This is a genomic window from Micromonospora polyrhachis, from assembly GCF_014203835.1.
Taxonomy (GTDB): Bacteria; Actinomycetota; Actinomycetes; order Mycobacteriales; family Micromonosporaceae; genus Micromonospora_H; species Micromonospora_H polyrhachis.
On record NZ_JACHJW010000001.1, the window covers coordinates 309,219 to 328,842 of the forward strand.

The 19,624-nt window shown below is 72.0% G+C and carries 15 protein-coding genes; 5 read left to right on the top strand and 10 right to left on the bottom strand.

Features of this window, described 5'->3' with window-relative positions:
- Nucleotides 1-3 precede the first annotated feature (3 nt).
- The 4 genes from FHR38_RS01130 (at nt 4) to FHR38_RS01145 (ending at nt 3,446) form a co-directional block, all read left to right on the top strand.
- Nucleotides 4-687 carry a hypothetical protein gene (locus FHR38_RS01130; protein WP_184531987.1) on the top strand — a complete coding sequence of 228 codons (684 nt, stop codon included), beginning with the start codon at nt 4-6 and terminating at the stop codon, nt 685-687.
- Nucleotides 684-1,427, top strand: coding sequence for a maleate cis-trans isomerase family protein (locus FHR38_RS01135; protein WP_184531989.1), 744 nt, complete (start codon nt 684-686; stop codon nt 1,425-1,427). The genes FHR38_RS01130 and FHR38_RS01135 overlap by 4 nt, the downstream gene beginning before the upstream one ends.
- Before the next feature lie 281 nt (nt 1,428-1,708).
- Nucleotides 1,709-2,683: a hypothetical protein gene (locus FHR38_RS01140; RefSeq protein ID WP_184531991.1), complete on the top strand. Its 975-nt coding sequence runs from the start codon at nt 1,709-1,711 to the stop codon at nt 2,681-2,683.
- Between the two features lie 4 nt (nt 2,684-2,687).
- The gene (locus FHR38_RS01145; RefSeq protein ID WP_184531993.1) at nt 2,688-3,446 is read left to right on the top strand and encodes a hypothetical protein; all 759 of its coding nucleotides are present in this window, start codon (nt 2,688-2,690) and stop codon (nt 3,444-3,446) included.
- 151 nt (nt 3,447-3,597) lie between these two features.
- Here FHR38_RS01145 and FHR38_RS01150 read toward each other — a convergent pair whose 3' ends face one another.
- The 8 genes from FHR38_RS01150 to FHR38_RS01185 form a co-directional block, all read right to left on the bottom strand.
- Nucleotides 3,598-4,941, bottom strand: coding sequence for a hypothetical protein (locus FHR38_RS01150; RefSeq protein WP_184531995.1), 1,344 nt, complete (start codon nt 4,939-4,941; stop codon nt 3,598-3,600).
- Nucleotides 4,938-5,627 carry a neocarzinostatin apoprotein domain-containing protein gene (locus FHR38_RS01155; protein ID WP_184531997.1) on the bottom strand — a complete coding sequence of 230 codons (690 nt, stop codon included), beginning with the start codon at nt 5,625-5,627 and terminating at the stop codon, nt 4,938-4,940. The genes FHR38_RS01150 and FHR38_RS01155 overlap by 4 nt, the downstream gene beginning before the upstream one ends.
- A 65-nt stretch (nt 5,628-5,692) precedes the next feature.
- Complete coding sequence (locus FHR38_RS01160; RefSeq protein ID WP_184531999.1) at nt 5,693-8,563, bottom strand: ABC transporter permease subunit; 2,871 nt, start codon at nt 8,561-8,563, stop codon at nt 5,693-5,695.
- Nucleotides 8,560-10,653 (bottom strand): ABC transporter ATP-binding protein, encoded by a 2,094-nt coding sequence (locus tag FHR38_RS01165; RefSeq protein WP_184532001.1) that lies wholly within the window; start codon nt 10,651-10,653, stop codon nt 8,560-8,562. Before FHR38_RS01165 ends, FHR38_RS01160 begins: the two co-directional genes overlap by 4 nt.
- The gene (locus FHR38_RS01170; RefSeq protein ID WP_184532003.1) at nt 10,640-12,016 is read right to left on the bottom strand and encodes a type 1 periplasmic-binding domain-containing protein; all 1,377 of its coding nucleotides are present in this window, start codon (nt 12,014-12,016) and stop codon (nt 10,640-10,642) included. The genes FHR38_RS01165 and FHR38_RS01170 overlap by 14 nt, the downstream gene beginning before the upstream one ends.
- A complete protein-coding gene (locus FHR38_RS01175) occupies nt 12,013-13,230 on the bottom strand; it encodes a hypothetical protein (protein ID WP_184532005.1) in 1,218 nt (405 codons plus the stop codon). The genes FHR38_RS01170 and FHR38_RS01175 overlap by 4 nt, the downstream gene beginning before the upstream one ends.
- The gene (locus FHR38_RS01180; RefSeq protein ID WP_184532007.1) at nt 13,227-14,255 is read right to left on the bottom strand and encodes a WxL protein peptidoglycan domain-containing protein; all 1,029 of its coding nucleotides are present in this window, start codon (nt 14,253-14,255) and stop codon (nt 13,227-13,229) included. Before FHR38_RS01180 ends, FHR38_RS01175 begins: the two co-directional genes overlap by 4 nt.
- Before the next feature lie 70 nt (nt 14,256-14,325).
- On the bottom strand, nt 14,326-15,978 hold the full coding sequence (locus tag FHR38_RS01185; protein WP_184532009.1) for a hypothetical protein: 1,653 nt from the start codon (nt 15,976-15,978) through the stop codon (nt 14,326-14,328).
- Between the two features lie 265 nt (nt 15,979-16,243).
- Between FHR38_RS01185 and FHR38_RS01190 the strand changes: the two genes are divergently transcribed.
- Nucleotides 16,244-17,062 (top strand): NAD(P)-binding domain-containing protein, encoded by an 819-nt coding sequence (locus tag FHR38_RS01190; RefSeq protein ID WP_184532011.1) that lies wholly within the window; start codon nt 16,244-16,246, stop codon nt 17,060-17,062.
- A 47-nt stretch (nt 17,063-17,109) separates the two neighbouring features.
- Here the strand turns inward: FHR38_RS01190 and FHR38_RS01195 are convergent, their stop codons facing one another.
- Together FHR38_RS01195 and FHR38_RS01200 are read right to left on the bottom strand one after the other, a co-directional pair.
- On the bottom strand, nt 17,110-18,516 hold the full coding sequence (locus tag FHR38_RS01195) for an FAD-dependent oxidoreductase (RefSeq protein ID WP_221448873.1): 1,407 nt from the start codon (nt 18,514-18,516) through the stop codon (nt 17,110-17,112).
- A gap of 203 nt (nt 18,517-18,719) precedes the next feature.
- Nucleotides 18,720-19,604 carry a hydroxymethylglutaryl-CoA lyase gene (locus FHR38_RS01200; protein ID WP_312881706.1) on the bottom strand — a complete coding sequence of 295 codons (885 nt, stop codon included), beginning with the start codon at nt 19,602-19,604 and terminating at the stop codon, nt 18,720-18,722.
- Nucleotides 19,605-19,624: the final 20 nt, after the last annotated feature.

Consider the following 19,624-nt stretch of genomic DNA (forward strand, 5'->3'; position numbering starts at 1 on the left):
GCCATGACCGGCAGCGACTACCCCGTCATCCTCGCGCTGGAGGACTTCGTGCCGACCGGTCTGGCGCTGGTCGGGTTCTGGATCCTGGGCGGGCTCTCCGGTCGGGTCGTACCCCGGGTGGGCCAGATCGCCCGCGTCAGCGCCGTCCTGATCGGCGTCGGTGGCCTGGCCAAGTCGACCTGGAAGCTGCTGCTGGCCGGGTTCTCGATCGACTGGCCCTGGTTGGAGGCGGCGCTGTTCCCGCTGATGGCGCTCGGCGCGGCTGGACTGCTCTGGGGCCTGTCCAGTGCGCTGCGCAGGCGCAGCGTGCCGTGGTGGCCGTTCGCCGCCGCGCTGGCCACCGCCGTCGTCGTGGCGACGGGGTACGGCACCATCGAACCGGTCTTCGCCTTCGCCACCACGGGCGTGACCGCCATCAGCGTCCTGGCCGCGGTCATCGCCGGCCGACGGCGTGCCTGGGGCGCGGTGGCGCTCTACGTCGCCGGACTGGCCTTCGTGCTGCTGCTGGTGCCGCTACGCGACCACCCCGATCACGAGACCCTGGCCATGCAGTGGGTGGAGCAGGGCACCAACACCCTCGCCCAGGCGGCACTGCTGGTCGCGGCGTGGTTGACCGCGCGCGCCCACACCCTGGCCTCGGCCAGTCCCCACCCGACCCCCACCCAGGAAGGAGCCGTGAGGTCATGACCGACGCGCTCGGCTGGCGCCGCAAGTTCGGCGTCATCGCCCCGTCGACCAACACCATCGTGGAGCCGGACTTCTACCGGATGACGGTGCCCGGTGTGACCGCGCACTTCTCCCGGATCCACATCCGCAACCAGGACCTTTCCAGCGACAGCAACTTCGAGAACCTTCTGACGCAGATCCGCGGCGAGATCGGTGCGGCCTGCGAGCGGGTACTGACCTGCGAGCCCGACTACATGGTGATGGGCATGTCCGCAGAAACGTTCTGGGGCGGTGTCGAGGGCAACCGGCAGTTCGTCGCCCAGATCAAGGCGGCCACCGGGTTGGAGGTGGCGACCGGGGCGGAGGCGTGCGAGCGGGCACTGCGCCTCTACGGCGCGCGCCGGATCGGTGTGGTGACGCCGTACCAGCCGATCGGTGACACGAACGTCGTGCAGTTCTTCTCCGAGATCGGTTTCGAGGTGGCCGCGATCGAAGGGCTCAAGTGCCCGACGGCGGTCTCCATCGCCCACGTCACGGAGGACGAGTTGCGCCGGGCGCTGCTGGCGGTGAACGGTCCAGACGTGGACGCCCTGGTGCAGTGCGGCACCAACCTGTCGATGGTCGGGCTGGCCGACGAGGCCGAACGCTGGCTCGGCAAGCCGGTGATCGCCATCAACGCGGCGACCTGGTGGATGGCGCTGCGCGAGAACGGAATCCCCGACAGGGTGTACGGCGCCGGTTCCCTGCTCCGCGAGTACTGAGAGGGCTGTTCCGGACGGGGCGGCCTGTCCGCCGAAGCCGTTCGCCTCCCCGCCAGCTGGCGTGCCGCCGGGACGGGGCTGCGACGCGTTGGCAACGAACCCCGAGTCTGCCGAGCGAAGGGGCGGTGAGCCGAACATCTTTCGCACGTCTGATTCGCGACTGTCCGCTGACACATCGCAACAGCCATGCCTAGCGTCACGGAGTGCACCCGAACGAGTCATCCCCCGCGCAGACCTCGAGACCCCCACTGGCAGCCGTCCACCCCCTTTCCCCCACGCCAGTGCCGGTCTACCACGACGAGCCGATCCGCCCGCCATGGGACGCCACCACCGCTGGCCCCGCGCCGGCCCCACCGCCAGCCCCGCACCCGGATCAGGCCCTGACCGCGCGTCTGGCGCACTGGTACGCGGCCGAGCAGGCGGTCGTCGATGTGGTGCGGGCCCTCGACACCGCGCACGGCAGGCCGCTGACCGTGGCACTTCTCGACAGCCCCGTTGGCAGCGACTACCTGCCGGCCACCAACACCATCGTCCTGTCCACGAAGTACGCCATGCCAGAGCTCGCCACCGTCGCCGACAGGCTGATCCTGTACCGGTTGGCCACGGCATTCGAACTGCTCGGCGTGAACACGCGCGATGCGGAGGCACTTCAGACGTACAACGGGCGGCAGCAACGGCTGTGGCGGTTGGCGAACCCGCCCCAGGACCCGCCGCCTGCGGACATGTACCGGTTCTACCACGGCACCAACCGATGCAACTTCTACGACGGCATCCAGGTCACGGGCCTGACGCCGAGCAAAGCCGGCAGCGCCATCGGCTGCAAGCGCTGGGAGAGACACGACATCGCCAGGGAGAGCAAGGACCAGGGCTGGAACACCGCCACCCTCGACTTCGACCTGGCGCTGTCCTACGCCCGGCAGCACACCGAATGGGCCATGGGGAGGAAACGCAACGAGCCGACCCTGCGCGATGTCGCCAGCGAGGGCGGGCTCGTCCTCGCCTTCGACATGCCGAAGAAGGACGTCGACGGCAACGACCAGTGGCGTCAGGACAACAGCGGCAACCCGAACAACTTCCAGACCATGCAAGCGATACCAGCGGAGTGGATCCGGGTGGTAGAGGAGCTGGGCATCCCAGGGCCCTTGACGGCTGTCGCGCCACCCCCGACCCCCCTCGAGGCCCCGACGGCCAAGGCGGACCCGACGCCGGGCACCCGGCGACGCGTCTACCCGAAATCGACATCTGAAGGGTCGTGACCTCATGCTCCAGGAGACGAACAACCGCTTCGCCACCACGTCCTGGATGTGGCTGACCGACCCGGACGAGACCGAGAACGACGAGCTCATCCAGCCGTTCGACTGCGAGATCTTGCGGATGGTCCCGGCCCAGAATGCGCAAACCAGCCCCACCACCGTCCCCACCGGCGACGAATACCAACTGGACGGCGACGACCAAGCCAGGTTCGACGCGATCCACCGAACGGCGCTCGCGCGCGCCGTCGCCGTGCTACCGCACAACGGCCGGATCGCCGCTGGACACACCGTCGCGCTGCACGCGGAAGCCGAGGCCGAGATGGGAACCGGGCCCACCGCCGCTATCGGCGCGACTGCTCTTGCCGGCACCGACGGAGTCAGCCCATGCGTCGCCGTGCTGGCGCGCGCGCCCGTCGACGGCGGTCGCTGGCGGGTCGGTTGCAGCCACCTGAGTGCCAATGAGATGGGCAGCCTCCAGGAGGCCAGAGACGCCATCGACCAGCTACTGACGAGCCTGGCCGCGGTCAGCCAGGAGACGAGGAACGCCCCAGTCGAGCTCTACGTGGTCGGGGGCTGCGAGGACGAGAATGTCGCGTACGAGGAGTTCGGTCGGGTCATCGCCGCCGCCCAGATGCGGGCGGCCGACCCCGGATCCGACCAGGTGCTGCTCGCGGGGGTCCGGGTGCCGGCCTGCGCCGGCCAGCAGTACGTCGACGTGTATATCGGCGCGGGCGGTGTGACGTACTCGATCCATCAGCGCGACTAGTACCAAACGTCACGTCGCCTGTCTGCGCTGGTAGTGGGATCGCCGGGCTCGGGCTCGGGATGTTGAGGGCTGCCGCATCGCCTGCGGGGCGGTCGGCCACACGCAACGGCGCGGGCCGGGGATGATCCCCCGGCCCGCGCTGTTCGTTGGCTCAGCTCTGTGGGGTACCGCGACGTTTCGGCAGTACGACGAGCAGCCCGATACCGAGCAGGAGCGCCGCGCTCGACCAGAGCAGCAGCAGCGGCAGCATGCCCCCCTCGCCCGTGGTCGGCAGCGATCCGCCACGGGTTTCGTCGTCGGTCGCGGCCCGCGACTTCACCGTGAACTTGGCGACGATCGACGTCGCCGCCGGGCCGGTCACCGGGTCGGCGCCCGCGTTGCAATCGGTGTCGACCTGCGCGTGGTCGAAGACGATGTTGGTGACCGTCAGCGTGACCAGCCCCGCCTGCGAGGTGGTGTAGGTACCGGTCAGCGTCGCGCCGGGCAGGTCGGTGTAGGCACCGATCGCGCCGTACGCCGGGCCCTGCAGGTTCACGGTGCCGCTGCCCACCCCACCGACCTTGACGGTCGCCTTGGGCACCAGTTCACCGGCACCGACCGCCACCGGTCCGCTCTTCGGGCCGGCCGAGAACTTCAGGCTCACCCTCACCTTGGCACCCCGCCCTGGGTTACTGGGCGACATGGTCAGCGTGTGCGTGGTGGACCACGCCGCGATGCTGCTCAGCGTCTTGCACTTCAGCTCCACGCGCTTCGGGCCGAACGGCTCGGCCGGAGTGTCGACCTCGTCGGTGCTCGTCGGTGCCGGCGGGCCCGTCGTGGACGGCGACACGGACGGTGACGGCGACGCAGGTGTGGATGCCGACGGGCTCGGCGGTGGCGGGGTCGCGGTGCCGGTACCCCCGACGGTGAAGCTTTCCACGATGGAGGTCGGCGCCGGTGCGGCCTTGTGGTCGCGGTCGCCGGCCGCCGAGCAGTACGTCGTCGCCGAGGCGTTGGCGAACGTGACCCGCTGGACGGTGAGCGTCGCCGCTCCGGCCGAGCTGGCGAAGTAGGTGCCGGTCGCGGTGATCGGGCCCAGCGGTGCCGCCGGGGCGACGGCCTGCGCCGGGTATGAGGACATGCGCAGGGTCGCGCTGCTGGAGAGGGCACCGCCCAGGGCCAGTGTCACCTGTACCGGAACATCACCGGCGTTCAGCCCCACCGGCCCGTTGTCGGGGCCAGCCTGCGCCCTGAGCGTGACGGTCACGGTGTCGCCGACCGTCGGCTCGGCCGGCGACTGGGTCAGCGTGAAGGTGTCCTGCCAGACCGTTGGCGAACTGCCGGTACCGGCGTCGTTGAAGTAGAGCCGGCAGCCCAGCGTCGCGGCCGTGGGACCGAACGCCGCAGCCGGCAGCGTCGCCCGGGCGGAGACCGCCGCCGGGATCGCGAACAGCAGCAGCGGCGCCGGGACGAGCGCGAGCGCCGCCACCCGGACGGGGAAACGACGTCGGGTCATAAGGACCTCCGGTTCCGGTAGGGGATCAGCACGAGCAGGCCGATGCAGAGCAGCAGCAGGCCAAAGCCGACCAGCACGGCGACCGCGTACCGGTCAGGGCCTGCGCTCACCGGGTTGGCATTGACCAGCGACGGGGTCGGCGTACCCGCCGCGCCTGCTGGCATGGTCGAAGCTGGGGTGGTGGCTGCCGGCGTGGGCGACGGTGCCGTAGTTGGGGTTGCCGGTGGCGGCGTGGGCTGTGCCGGGGCTTTGCCGAACGTCAACGGCACCGAGACCTTGTTGGCCTGGACCTGGTCGGCGTTGTCGCTCGCGGGCAGGATCTGCGCCGCGACCACGCACTCCTGCTTGGTGCAGTCGAACGAGCCGAACCTCTGGGCCAGCCTCAGGGTGACCGTGGGCAGTTTGCCGCTGCCGTCGGCGTTGACGAACGCGGCGCCGCCAGCAAGGTTGCAGTCGGTCGGGCCCTTGAAGCCGGCGACGCACTGGCCGACGGCGATCTGCTTCAGATTCGGGGTGAAGCCCGAACCGTTGACCGTGACCTGCTGCTTGTCCGTTAGCCCGGTGGTCGCGCTGACGGTAAGGGTCGGCGCGGCGAGCGCGGCCGGGGGTGCCGCCACGACGGCGAGACCGCAGCTGGTGGCGAGCAGGACGACGAGCGTGAGCGCCCGGCGGCGGAAGGTTCGCACGGCGATCTCCTGACAGGTTCGGCGCAGGCCGGCACGGGCAAGGGACAGAGTGGGGCGGGTTGGGCTCACGACAGCACCCCCGCACGCTGGGCAGGCACGCCGGAGCGGTGGACGGCGGCGTGGTCGGTGCCGAGGTAGGAGCGGACCACGTCGGGGTGGGTACGGACCTCCTGCGGGGTGCCGTCGGCGATGACCCGGCCGCTGTCCATCGCGACCAGCCGGTCGGCGAGCCGGGCCAGCAACGGCAGGTCGTGCTCGATGATGACCATGGTGACCCCGAGTTCGTCGTGGACCCGGCGCAGCACCTCGCCCAACGCGACGCCGTCGGCCTGAGACACCCCGGACGAGGGCTCGTCGAGCAGCAGCAGCACCGGCTCCAGCGCCAGCAGGCAGGTGATCTCGACGATCCGGCGGGTACCGGTGGACAACTCCCCGACCAGCCGATCGGCGAGCGGGGCCAGACCCATCAGCGTGACGAGTTTCTCGGCCCGGCGGCGCTTGGCCCGGTCCTGGCCGGTCGCGCCGAGCGCGGCGGCGACGAGGCTGGTCGGCGCGGTGCGTTCGCCGGCCACCATGACGGTCTCCAGGACCGTCATGGTGGCGAAGAGCCGGGCGTCCTGGAACGAGCGCACCAGCCCGAGACCGGCCCGCCGCTGCGGCGACAGCCCGGTGACGGGGCGGCCTGCGAACCGGACCGCACCCCGGTCCGCGCGGGTGAAACCGGCGATGATCTCGAACAGCGTGGTCTTGCCGGCCCCGTTCGGGCCGATGATGCCGACCACCTCCCCGGCGGTGACGTCGAGGCTGGCCCCGGCGACGGCCCGCACGCCGCCGTAGGAGCGGGCCACCCCGCGCACCGAGAGCAGTGGCTCGCCGGTCACCGCCGGTCGCAGCGGGACGGTGCGCGGCGGCAGCGTGATCACACCACCGGATCCGGCGGCGGCCGGCGACGGCCCGGCCCCAGATGCAGCCCCGAATTCGGCCACCTCGTCGGCCTCAGGTTCGGCCCCGGATCCGGCCACCTGGTCGGCGGCGGACAGTACCGGTGCGCTGCCACGGGCGATCGACGCGGCGATCCGGTCACGCAGCCACAGCACCGGTCCGCCGAGTCCGGCCGGAAGCGCGATCACCACGACCAGCCAGGCCAGGGTCAGCACGGCCTGGCCGATGATGTCCAACTCCAGGAACCCGGGTACGCCGACGATCAGGAACGCCCCGAGCAGCGGCCCGCCCAGCAGCGTGATCCCGCCGACCACCACGGTGGCGACGACGTCGATGCTGGCCGAGGCCGGGAACGTGTTCACGGTGAGCTGGGTCTGCCCGTGGCCGACCACCGCCCCGCCGAGGCCTGCCAGCGCACCCGCGACCGCGTACGCCTGCAGGACCCGCACCGGCACCGCGACGGTGAACGCCCGGGCGGCGTCGGCGTTGTCGCGCAGCGCCACCAGGATCCGCCCGAAGGCACCGGTACGCAGGTTCGCCGTCACCCACAGACCGAGCAGCAGCACCACCAGCGCGAGCAGGTAGTAGTCGGTGGCCAGGTCGAAGGTGTGGCCGAGGATGCGCGGCTTGGGCACCTGTGCACCGTCGCCGAGCAGCCATCCCTGCCGCAGCAGGAACGCGCTGGTGGCCAGCGCGAAGGCGAGCGTGGTGACGGCGAGGGCGAGCCCGCGCAGGCGCAGCGCCGGCACCCCGACCGCGACTGCGGCCAGCGCCGCCGCCGTGCAGCCGGCGAGCATTCCCAGAAACAGGTTGCCGGTCCGCACGGAGACCTGCACCGAGACTGCGGCGCCGATCCCGGCGAAGGCGAACTGCCCCAGGGACAGCTCGCCGGCCACGCCGGTGACCAGCCCGATCGAGAGGCCGACCAGGGTGAAGCCGATGATCGCGATCAGCACCGAGGCGGTCTCGTTGCTGATCACGAAGGCCAGCACGGTGGCGACGGCGAAGCCCACCCCGGCGACGACCCGGCCCAGGTTGCGCAGCAGCCAGACCCGCTGGTACGCGGCGGGCAGCGGCGGTGCGCCGATCCGGCCCCAGCCACCGTCCTCGCCGGCGCGGCGCGACCGGACCGGCTGGGCGAGCAGGGCGACCAGGATGACCGCGACCAGGGCCAGCTCGACGAGGCCGCCGCTGGACCGACCGGAGAGCAGGATCTGCTCTCCCACCCCGATGCCCAGCGAAGCGCCGAACGCGATCGGAACCGAGGAGAACCGGGCGATCACCGCACCGGCGAGGCCCCGTACCAGCAGGGCCGGGCCGAGCGACTCGATCGACTGGGTGCCCTGGGTCGGCGCCATGAGGATCGCCGAGAAGGCGGCGACGGCACCGGCGATCGACCAGGCCAGGGTCGCCATCCGGGCCGCGGTGACGCCGTTGAGGGTGGCCGAGTCGGGGGCATCGGCGGCAGCCCGGATCGCCAGCCCGAACCGGCTGCGCTTGAGGAACATGGCGAGCCCGACCAGCAGCGCCGGGGTGAGCAGCAGCATCGCGGTGAACGCCGGGCCGACCGGGGTGTTGCCGACGGTGAAGGACGGCATCCCGGGCGGCACCGGAAATGCGGGGCCGCTGGCTCCCGAGCTGTTCACCAGCAGTGCGAGTACGAGCACGAACTGGGACAGCCCGAGGGTGGCGATCATGCCGATCACCCGGGGTCGGTGCCGCAGTCGGCGGACCACGCTCAGCTCGATAGCGCCGGAGACCGCGGCGGCGGCGAGCATCCCGACCGGCAGGGCGAGCCAGTATGGCAGCACACCGTCAGTGACCAGCCGGCCGAGCACAGCGGCGCCGAACACTCCGACCGCGCCGTGTGCGAAGTTGACGAAGCGGCTGGACCGGTAGACCAGCACCAGCCCGACCGCCAGCAACCCGTACGTCAGGCCGGTGAAGAGACCCAGCAGGATGCGGTCCGGGCCGAAGTCGAAACCGCCGATCATCGGATCACCGCCCCATCCGCCCGGGTGGCCTCCGACGCGGGCTCGCCGCCCGGTGTCTGGACTACGGGCTCGCCGCCCGGTGTCTGATGCGCGGGCTCGACGTCCTCAGCCGGGGCGTGGCCGCCGAGCATCAGGGCCCGGACCAGCTCCGGCCGACCGGTCAGTTCGCCCACAGTGTGCTCGGCGACCATCGCACCCTTCTCCATGAAACAGATCCGGTCGGCCAGCGACAGTGCCACGTTGACCGACTGCTCCACCACCAGCAGCGAGGTGCCCTGTGCGTTGAGCCGGCGCAGCATCTCCAGCAGGCCGCCGACGACGACCGGAGCCAGGCCGAGTGACAACTCGTCGACCAGCAGCATCCGGGGACGCTGGATCAGCGTCTTGGCGAGCACGAGCAGTTGCCGTTCACCGCCGGACAGGGTGGCGGCGACCTGGTCCCGCCGCTCGTAGAGACGCGGGAAGACGGCGAACGCCGCGTCGACCCCCCGGTGCACCGCGTCGCTGCGCCGCCCCAGCGTGTAGCCGTGCATGCGCAGGTTCTCGGTGACGGTGAGCGAGCCGAAGACCGCCTGACCGACCACAGCCGACAGTCCGAGCTGGATCCGGCGGGGTGCGGTCAGCGTGGTCACATCGACCCCGCCGAGCCGCACCACCCCGGCGGCGGGACGGTGCAGCCCGGAGAGCACCCGCAGCAGAGTGGTCTTGCCGACCCCGTTCGGGCCGCAGATCGCCACCATCTCGCCGTCGTCGACGCGTACCGCCGCGTCGTAGAGCACCTGGACCGGACCGTGTGCCGCGTCGACGCCGGAGCAGGAGAGGGCGGCGGGACGTACGCCGCGGTGCGCCAGCCGGGCCACCTCCACCTCGTCGGCGAGCACCCGGGCCAACCGCTCGGCGTCGACCGGGGCGGTACGCCGGATCCGCCGGGCGTAGCCGATGCTGACCAGCACCGCCGCCGCGGCCACCACCAACGCCGGTCCGGCACTGTAGCGGGTTTCGAGGAGGGTGAGCAGGCCGGCTCCGCCCAGGCCACCGGCGAGGAACAGCACCGATGCCGCCGCCACGAACGCGGGACGGGCATCCGGGTGGAGTACCTCGGCAGCGACGCGCTCGCCCGAGACGGCGAGCGCGACCAGCGCACCGACGGCGACGGCCAGGCCCGCTGCGAACAGCACGACGCCGACCACCGTAGGGTCGGGCCCGACGAGCAGCGCACCAGCGGCGGCGAGCAGTCCGGCCGGAGCTGCGACGACGGCGAGGCGAAGTGCCCACTTGCCGCGCAGCAGCACCGCGAGTACAGCCCCGCCGACCAGCGCGTCGCCGACGACACCGACAGCACCGCGCGGACCGAGACCGAACTCGGCGCGCAGCACATCGGTGGCGAAGACCAACGCCCCGGGCACGACCAGGCCGAGGCCCGCCTGGGCCAGCACGGCGGTACGTGCGGTGGCGGGGCGGGTGGCGTTGTCGAACAGGGGACGCAGCGCCGGTGGCCAGCCGACATCACTCAGTAGTTCCCCGGCGGTCGCCCCGGCCAGCGCGCCGAGCGTCACGAGGACACCCGCCGCCGCCCAGTGGTATCCGGACCCGCCACCGGTGCCCCCGGCGAGCAGCGCGGCCAGGCCGAGCCCGTTCAGCAGCCCCACGTGCCAGTACCGCAGGGTGGCTGTTCCGGCGGCGACCGCGCGACCGGCCACCATCAGGGCCGCCCAGGGCAGTCCGAGTGCGGTGAGCGCGAACAGCCCTGGCATCGGGGCGGCGACGTGGACGACCAACAGCAGCACGGCCCCCAGCGCGGCACCGGCGAGCAGCGCAGCCCGTACCGGATGGCGGTGCGGTACCCGCTGCACGACCGCGACGGTCGCCGCCGCGCCGAGCACCGCGGCGGCGATCACCGCGGCCAGCACGCTGGTCAGGTCGACACCGAGGCCACGGGCGAGTCCCGCAGCGCCGAGCAGCGGTACCCCGGTCAGTAGGCCGCCGGCCGTACCCGCGCTCCAGCCCGCGATCCGGGAACGCCATGCCCCCGCACCGTCGTGGGTGGTGCCTGGCGGGACACTGCGGCGGGTGTCTTCATCGGGTCGCAAAGGACACGCCCTCCCCGCGGTAGGTGAAGCAGGCGCAGCCGCTGTCGTAGCCGAACGCCCGGTAGCCGTTCGAGGCGGCGAACCTGCCCGGGCCGAGCCGTCCGGAGAATCCGGTCGCCGGCTGGAATTGCGTGTCGAGCCTGCCGACGGCCGTCAGCCACCGGTGCGCGTTGAGGTCCGCGCCGAGGTCCTTCGCGCCGGCCTGCAACAGCAGGATCGCGTCGCAGTACGGGAAGGCCACGCGCGCGTTCTCGCGGGTGGCGAAGGACTCCCCCGCTGCGGCGAAGATGCCCAGGCAGGTTCGTTCGGCCTCGGTGGCCGGGAAGGCGTACTCCCGGTCGGCGACGTCCTGGCTCGGATTGAAGCCGATGCCCACCGCCCCGGTCAGGGCCTCGCGCGGAATGATGTCCGGGTTGCCGATCAGGAAGCTGGGATTGTCGTAGCTGGAGATGCCGTACCGGGCGGTGAAGCCCTGCGCGCTGGCCGAGGTGAGGAAGAAGGAGGCCAGCCGGGTCCCGCCGAGGAAGAAGACCCGCTCGACGCGCGTGGCCCGCAGGTCGACGGCGGCCTGGTTGAGTCCGGTGTTGAGGGTGCCCAGGTCGGTGCTGTCGATCCAGGCCACGGTGGGGGTGATCCCCCGCTGCTTCAGGTACGGCACCACGTGCTGCTCGTACATCGCCCGGTTGGCCGGTGCGTCCACCGCGACGATGCCCGCCTGCCGGGCCCCGTCGAAGAAGCCCTGCTGGGCCAGGGCCGGCAGGTACGCGCGCACGAAGTCGTCGTACAGCGGGTAGGCCGGGGAGAACAGGTACGGCGAGAGCCGCTGGTTGGTCGCCCGGTCGATGGTGATCAGGGTGGCGTCCAGCACCAGGGTGTGCCGCTGCGCGTAGCAGGGGCGGGCGTTGGACTGCAACTGACCGGTGAGCACGACCGCGAACGCCCGGTCGTCCTGGGTGATCTGGTTGCAGAGCTTCTCCTCGGCGGCCGGTGAGTCGTCGCTCGCCTCGAAGTTGCGGAAGATCGCCCGCATCTTCCGGCCGGCGATGCCGCCGTTGGCGTTGACGTAGCTCTCCAGCGCCCGCATCTGGCGCACCGGGTCACCGGCCGAGGCGGTGTTGAACCCGGTCAGTTCCCCCGTCTTGGTCAGGTCGGTACCGACGAACACGACGGTGACCGTGTCGGCGGTGACGCCGGGCCCGACACCGGTGCCGTCGGTGCCGTCCACGCCGGGCAGCACCGCGCCGCAGCTGACGAAGGCGAGCAGCGCGGCGACGACGGCGACGGTCGCCCGTACGGTCAGGCTTCGGTCCCGGCCGGTGGCCGAGCGACGACCAGCGGTGTGGCTGCCAGGTGCGCGGCTCATCGCGGGCTCCCGAGGTGTGTGTCGAGCGCGGTCAGGTCGATCACGGCGGCGGCGTTCCGGTGGCCACCGGGTGCTCCGGCCAGCGAGGCCGCGCCCGGGCGGGCGGCGAGCACCGCGTCGAGGGCGGCGAGGTCGATGACCGCGGTGCCGGTCGGCCCTTCGGCGTCGGCTCCGTTCGGCAGTCCGGCGTCGCCGAGCAGGTCCCGCAGCCCGCCGACGCTCAGGTGGGCGCGGGCCCGCCGACGCAGCCGACCGGCGCCGGGAGCGTCGTCGAAGACGAGGTACGCCCCGAGCGAGCCGACCCGCACGACGGGCGGCAGCAGCGTGCCGGCCGGGGCAGCGGCCATCGTGGGCAGCGGCGGGCGGTTGCGACGGTTGCGACGATTGGCAACCCGACGGGCGACGCCCACGACGATCATCGCCGCGCCGAGCAGGTGCAGCCCGAAGAGGCCCCACGGGTACTTGCGGAACGTCACCTCGGCCGGGCTGAACCCGCCCAGGTCGGCCCGCACGGTGTACCGGCCGAAGGCGGCGAACGGGGTGGTCACGGGCACCCGGTAGGTGCGCGTCTCGCCCGGCCGGATGTCGCCGGTGCCGGGTGTGCTGACCCGGTCGCCGCCGCCGCTGCGACCGAACTGGACGTTGAGCGGCGGGTTGGGCAGCGGCTGCGGCCCGGGATTGTGGACGGTGTAGACGAAGGTTCGGGTCGCCGCCGCGCCGAAGAGGCTTCGCCAGCCCTGCCGGCCGACGATCCTCGCCTCGACGAGGTCGAGCCGGACCGGGGCGGCTGCGGCTGTGGGGGTCTCCCCCATGGGGTGTCCGGTGAGTCCCAGTGGCGCGTCGGCCTGGCCGCGCGCGGTACCGCCGACCAGCGTGGCGTGCACGACGCACGGGCAGGGCACCGGCGGGGCGCTGAGCACGAACTGCACCGCGAAGGTGCCGTCCGGGCGCACCGGGACGGCTAGAGCGGCCCGCATGTCGCAGGCGGCCGAGCCGGCGATGGCAAGCTGCCCGCACGTGACGAGCTGGACCAGTGCGCCGCTGGGCCAGCCGCTGCCGGTCACCCCGAGCTGGTCGCCCGGGGCCGCCGCCGGGGCGGCGAGGGTGAGTTGCTCGGCGGCCCACGCCGGACCGGTGGGCAGTGCCAGCCCGGCGGCCAGCCCGCAGGCCAGCCCGCACACGGCGGCGGTCAGGGTACGCACGATCCTCGTCATCCGACCTCCGCGGGTGTGCGGACGCGCCGGACGCCCCGGGGGCGGGCCGCCTCGGTGCGGCGGCGCCTACGCCAGGCCACGACCCCGGCGGCGATCAGCGCGGCGAGTACGGCGAGGCCGGTCCAGGAGACGACGACGGTACGGGTGGTCCGCACCGTCAACACGCCACCGTCGGCCTTCGCCGTCACGGTGGCGGTAACGATGTCGACCGGCCACAGCCCGGTGAACTGGGCACGCATCCGCGCCTCGGCACCCGGCACCAGGTCGAGTTGTGGAGTGGCGCCACGTTGGCGGATCTGATGTCCGAACAGGCCGGCGGCGGTGACCGTGATGGTGGGGGCGAGGTGCAGGTTGCCGGTGTTGGCCAGGGTGTACTCCAGTGCACCGTCGACCGGTGTGGGCAGCCACGGTGTCCGGTGCGTCAGATCCAGGTCGGCGAGGTTGAGGCCGGGCACCTCGGGCCCGGCCACCCGCAGGTAGATGCGGGCACCGACGGCCCGCTGCACCGCGACGGCGACGCCGTTCTGCTCGCTCCGACCGCCCGGGACGGCCTCCATGGCGACGATGCCGCCGACGTGGTCGCCGGGGCTGGCGTTGGTCGGGATGGTGATGGAGAACGGGATGTCGGCCTGCGCCTTGGGCGGGATCACGACCGTACGGGCACCGACCGCCGTCCACACCCCGATGTCCGAGTGCTTCTCGTCGAGCCGGCGCAGTGCGAATCCGCCGTCGCGTGCGGTGTTGTAGGCGTCCGCGCCGTACAGGGTGAAGGTGCGTTCGGTGTCGGTGCGGTTGATCACCCGTACCGAGTCGGTGAGGGTCCGGCCGGCGGGCGATTCGAGGAAGAAGTAGAGCCGGGGGGCGGGCCCGGCGTTGGCGGGCGGGGTGGGCATGACGGCCCACTCGCCGTTGTCCGCGGCGGTGGCCGGCCCGGCCGGAACGACGGTCGACGCGACAGCGGCGAAAGCGGCGGCGAGGGCGGCCACACCGGTGCGGAGGCGACGCGGCCAGAGGGGGTGACACACGCGGTTGCACCCTTCGACTGGTCGATGTGGGGCGGCCGGCTCGACCGACCGCCCCACGTCGAGGCGGTCCTCAGCTCAGGGTGAGCGTGAGGGTCGCAGCGTAGGTACCGGCGAGCTGGTTCGCCGGCACGGAGAGGGTCAGTCCGGCTGCGGCGTCGAAGCTGCCGCCCGTACCGGTGGCGCTGGTCGGTGCGGAGCAGAGCGTCGCCCCGTCGACCGTGCCCGGGGTGCCGGGCACCGCAGCAACCGCGTTGGTCGCGCCGGCGGTGCCGACGCAGGCCGGTGTCCAGGACAGGTTGCTCTTGGCGATGGTTCCGCCGGGGGTGCCGGTGAAGTCGGTGACCGTGCCGACGAGGCTCCACCCGAAGGTGCTGCCCCGGTAGTCGGCCACCGTCACGGTCGACAGGCTGCCCGTCGTCGTCTGCACGGTGCCGCCGACGGTGACGCCGGCGAACGTGATGTTGCCGCTGCCGGCGGCGCGAGCCATCGACAGGTTGCCGGCGGTCACGGTCTCCGACAGGTTGTACGACAGGATGCAGCTGCCGGTCGTGGCGGAGCCGGTCTTGGCAACGCACGAGTCAGCCGATGCTGTCCAGGCGGAGATTGCGAACAGGGCGCCGGACTGCGCGCCGATGTACGCGGTGGTGGCGTCCGTGACGGTGAAGGTGGCGTTGATTCCACCGCTGGCGCCGGCCGTGGCCGTCGTTGCCGGGTCGCTCGTCGCGGGCGGCGGCGGGGGGCCGGTGAGTGCCTTGTAGCCGCCGATCGTGACCGTGCTGCCCGGGTTCCAGTTGGTGCCGGTGACCGCCACCACGGTGCCGGAGCCGCCACCGCTGGGGGTGATCGCGATGCTCGGCGAACCGAGGATCGTGATCGGGACGGAGACCGTGTTGGTCCCGTCCGAGACCGCCAGGGTACGTGCCCCCGAGGTGGCCCCGCTGGGCACCGTGAGTGTGCCGGTGCCGGCACCGGCGGCGTCGGTCGTGCCCGTGCCGGAGCCTTCGGGCGTGCCGGTGCCGTCGGCGGCGCGCAGTGTCGCGGTCAGGGCGGTGGACGGCGCGAGGCCGCTCACCGCGTAGTTGATGACGTTGCCGGCCCGGGCATACCCGGTCACGGTCTGGCCGGTCACCGAGGTGACCGAGACCGTGCCGCCGAAGACGGTGAAGCTCTCCACGATGTGGGTCGGGACCGGTGCTGCCTTGTGGTCCCGGTCGCCCTCTGCGGAGCAGTACGTCTTGGCGACCGGGTTGTCGAGGATGACCCGGTTGACGGTCAGCGTCGCCGCTCCCGTCGCGCCGGCCACGTAGGTGCCGGTGGCGGTGATCGGACCGGTTCGGGCGTTACCCGGGATCGGACCGGCGGGGTAGTTGGGTTGGCTGAGCGTGACCGAGCCGCTCTGCGAGCCACCCAGTACTGCCTCCACCACGATCGGCACGTCACCGGGGTTGATGGCGACCGGGCCGTTGAGCGGACCGGCCGCCGCGGTGAAGGTGACCGTCACGGTCTGCCCCGGGCTCGGCGTTGCCGGCGTCTGGGTGAGCCCGTACGTGTCGTCCCAGTTGGTCGGCGAGCTGCCGGTACCGGCATCGTTGAAGTACAGCCGGCAGCCCAGGTTGCCCGGGGTGGGGCCGTACGCCTGCGCGGGGGACACACAGACCGCGGTGGTGATGGCGGCCAACGCCGCCACCACCGCCGCTGTAGCCGTAGTTCTGAACAAACCCATTGCGGTCCCGCTCTCCTTCCCGTGGGGAACGGTGCACCCCTGACCACTGTTTCGCCAGTGGAAACAATGGTTTCCAAAACTGGATAGGTTTCATAAAGGCAGCCAGCCCACCCTCCTGTCAATAGCCCGACAGGCGATTTGACGCCGACCGATTCGATCGATCCCGCGAGCAGCACAGCGCCATCCACAGGTTTCGCGAGACGGCCTTGGCAGCGGACCGGAGATGGGGCAGAGTGGAAACGGCGTTTCCCTTAGGGAGGTTCGAGTGCGTTACGTGATCATCGGTTGTGGCAACGTCGGCATGGAGCTGGCCCGGCGCTGGGTCGAGGCCGGCCACCACGTGGTCGGTACCACCACCTCCCCCGATCGGGTGCCCGAGCTGGCACCCGTCTGCACCGAGGTGACGGTCCTACGGGGCAGCGACCGCGCGGCCGTCGAGCGGGCCGCCCGGGACGCCGACGCGGTCGTGCTCACCGTCAGCCCGCGCATCGCCCGCGCCTTCGACGCCGGCCAGCGCATCACCGAGTACGCCGACACGCTCACCGCGTCCGCGCGCACCGCCGCCGTCGTGCACCCCCGGGTGGTCTTCACCAGCTCGGTGTCGGTCTACGGGGCCGGCCAAGGTGCGCTGGTCGACGAGGCCACCCCGGTCACCGACGACCCGGACGCCTCCCCCCGCAACTTCGTCGCCGCCGAGGACGCCGTACTGGCCGCCCCGCGCGGTGCCGTACTGCGGATCCCCGACGTCTACGGGCATCCACGCGACCTCGACTATCCGACCCGGGTGAAGCTGGCCCACGAGATGCTCGGCGGCAGCGTGCCGTTCTCGGCCGAAGCCCTGCACTACCGGATCGACTACCGCGACGCCGCCGCCGCGCTCGACTTCGTGGTGAGCCACGACCTCACCGGCGTGTTCAACGCGGTACCGGACGCGGTCGTACCGCAGACCAACCAGGCTGTCCTCGACGAACTCTGCGCCGCCGGGGCTTGGCCCGCACTGACCTACCGGGGCGAGATCAGGACCCCGTTCATGCCGATCAGCTCCGGCAAGCTGCGCGGGGAAGGCTTCGCCTTCGCACACTGAACCGGTCCGGGCACGCGCCTGTCATGGACAGCCAGGCGGAGTCCGGTTCAGCTCGCGGTCCGCGCGAGGCGACGCCCGACCAGCCGACCGAAGGCCATGGCCGGCGTCAGGCACATACCGGAGCAGAACGCGTTGCCATTGACAGCGGCGGAGCCGATCACCTCGCCGACGGCGTACAGGCCGGGAATCGTCGCGCCGTCCGCGCGGCGGACCCCCAGCATCTCGTCCACATCCAGGCCAGCAAACGTGATCAGGGTGACCGGATGGTTCTCCAGGGCGTAGAACGGCGGCTCGACGATCGGCCCCGGCAGGTACGCCCGCCCGAAGTCCGCATCCCGGCCGTCGGCGACGAAACCGTTGTAGCGGGCCACCGTGGCGGCGAGCCCCGCCGGGTCTATGCCGGCCAGCCCGGCAAGCTCCGCCAATCCCGACGCCCGGTGTACGCCCCGACGCCGGCCGCAGCGGGCGTCCAGCTCCGCCGGGCTCCAGCCGTGCACCATCGGGTACGACTCCCGCAACGCCCGGGCGTCGAAGACCGTCCAGAAGGTCATCCGGTCGACTGTGGTCAGTACCCGCTCCTTGTGGTCGATGCTGGGCTCGTCCTCGGCGATCCACCGCCGCCCGGCCCGGTCGACGTAGATCTCCCAGGGCGGCCGCTCCGGTGCCACCAGGTGCGGCCGGTGCACCCAGTCGACCCGAAGGTCGCCGTCGATCGGGGGCAGTCCACCGAAGGTGGGAATATAGCGGCCCAGGCCCTGCAGGCCGGCTCCGATCGACCGGCCCATGAGCAGGCCGTCGCCGGTGGAGGTGGGTGCCGCCGAGGTGGTCAGCGGGGCGCCCTCCAGTTCGGTGAAGAGCTCCGGCGCGTACCCGAATCCGCCGGTGGCGAGCACCACGGCGGGGGCCCACCACCGCGTGCCGTCGGCCGTACCCACCCCGACCACCGCGTCGCCCTCGGTCAGTAGTTCGGTGACACGTACCCCGCAGCGCAGGTCGATACGGCCGGCGGCCCGATGTGCGTCGAGCATCGGGCGCAACGCGGCCAGGATCGCCGGACCGCCGGGGGCGGTGGTGGCGTGGATGGTCCGAGGCGTGCGGTACGGCTCGTGCCCGTACACGATGCGGGGGGTATCCGGATCGACGGTGAGCCCGGCGGTGAGCAGCCACTCCAGCACCGCCGGCTGTTCGCGCAGCGTCAGCCGGGTCAGGTCGGACCGTGCGGTACCCCGGCTGATCCGCCAGATGTCGTCGAAGTGCCGCTCGGGGTCGTCACTGATGCCCCGTGCTCGCTGCAACGAGAAGCCGCCGGCGGACAGGTGCCCACCCGAGTACGGCAGGGCACCCCCGACGTCCGGTGCCTTCTCCAACAGCAGCACGGTGCCGCCCGCGTCGGCGGCGGCGATGGCGCAGGCCAGGCCGCCCGGCCCGGCACCCACAACGATCGTGGTCGGCACGCCCACCTCCGGCACTCCAGTAGCGTTTCCATGGAAGTAACAGTGTTTCCATAGATCGGCGTACCGTCAACGCCTCGGGCGAGCCGTTCGACAGCAGTCATCGCCCGCCGGAAAGTGCGCACGAACCCCGGCCACCGGACCTCGGTACTCGCCGACTCAGCCGGAGCCGATGCTCGCCGCTGTCGGAGCCTGTGCCCGCCGACTCAGCCGGGAAAGACGCCGGCCCGGGCGAGCTGACCGGGAACGGTGCTACCCAGCACGCCGCTGAGCCAGTCGGCGGTCTCGATCAGCTGCCGCAGGTCGACGCCGGACTCCACGCCGCTGCGGTCGAGCAGATAGACCAGGTCCTCGGTCGCGATGTTGCCGGTCGCGGCAGGTGCGAACGGGCAGCCGCCGATGCCGCCGGTCGAGGCGTCCAGCACCGTCACCCCGGCGTCCAGCGCCGCGACCGCGTTGGCGTACCCGGTGTTGCGGGTGTTGTGGAAGTGGCAGCGCAACCGGACACCCGGTGCCACGGCCCCGACACCGGCCACGAGCCGGGCCACCTGCGTGGGGACGCCGACGCCGATGGTGTCGGCGAGCGCGATCTCGTCCACCCCGAACTCCCCCACCTGCCGGGCCAGGTCAACCACGGTCGCCTCCGGCACCTCTCCCTCGAAGGGACAACCGAACGCCGTGGCGATCGTGACCGACAACGCGACGCCGGCGGCGCGGGCGTCGTCGGCCAGGTCGCGCACCGTACGGACCGAGTCCGCGACCGACATGCCCTGGTTGCGCTGACTGAAGGTCTCCGAGGCGACGACCACGCAGTTCACCTCGTCCACCCCGGCGGCGATCGCCCGGTCGAAACCTCGGCGGTTGAGCACCAGGCCGATGTAGGAGACGTCGGCGCGGCGCGGAACACCGGCCATGACGGCCTCGGCGTCGGCCATCTGCGGAACCCGCTTGGGATGCACGAAGCTGGTCGCCTCGATCCGGCGCAGCCCGGCGGCGATACTGCGCTCGATCAGCGTGATCTTGTCCTCAGTGGAGACGAGTACGGCCTCGTTCTGCAGGCCGTCGCGGGGGCTTACCTCGATGATCTCCACCGCTCTCCGCCTTCCACGCA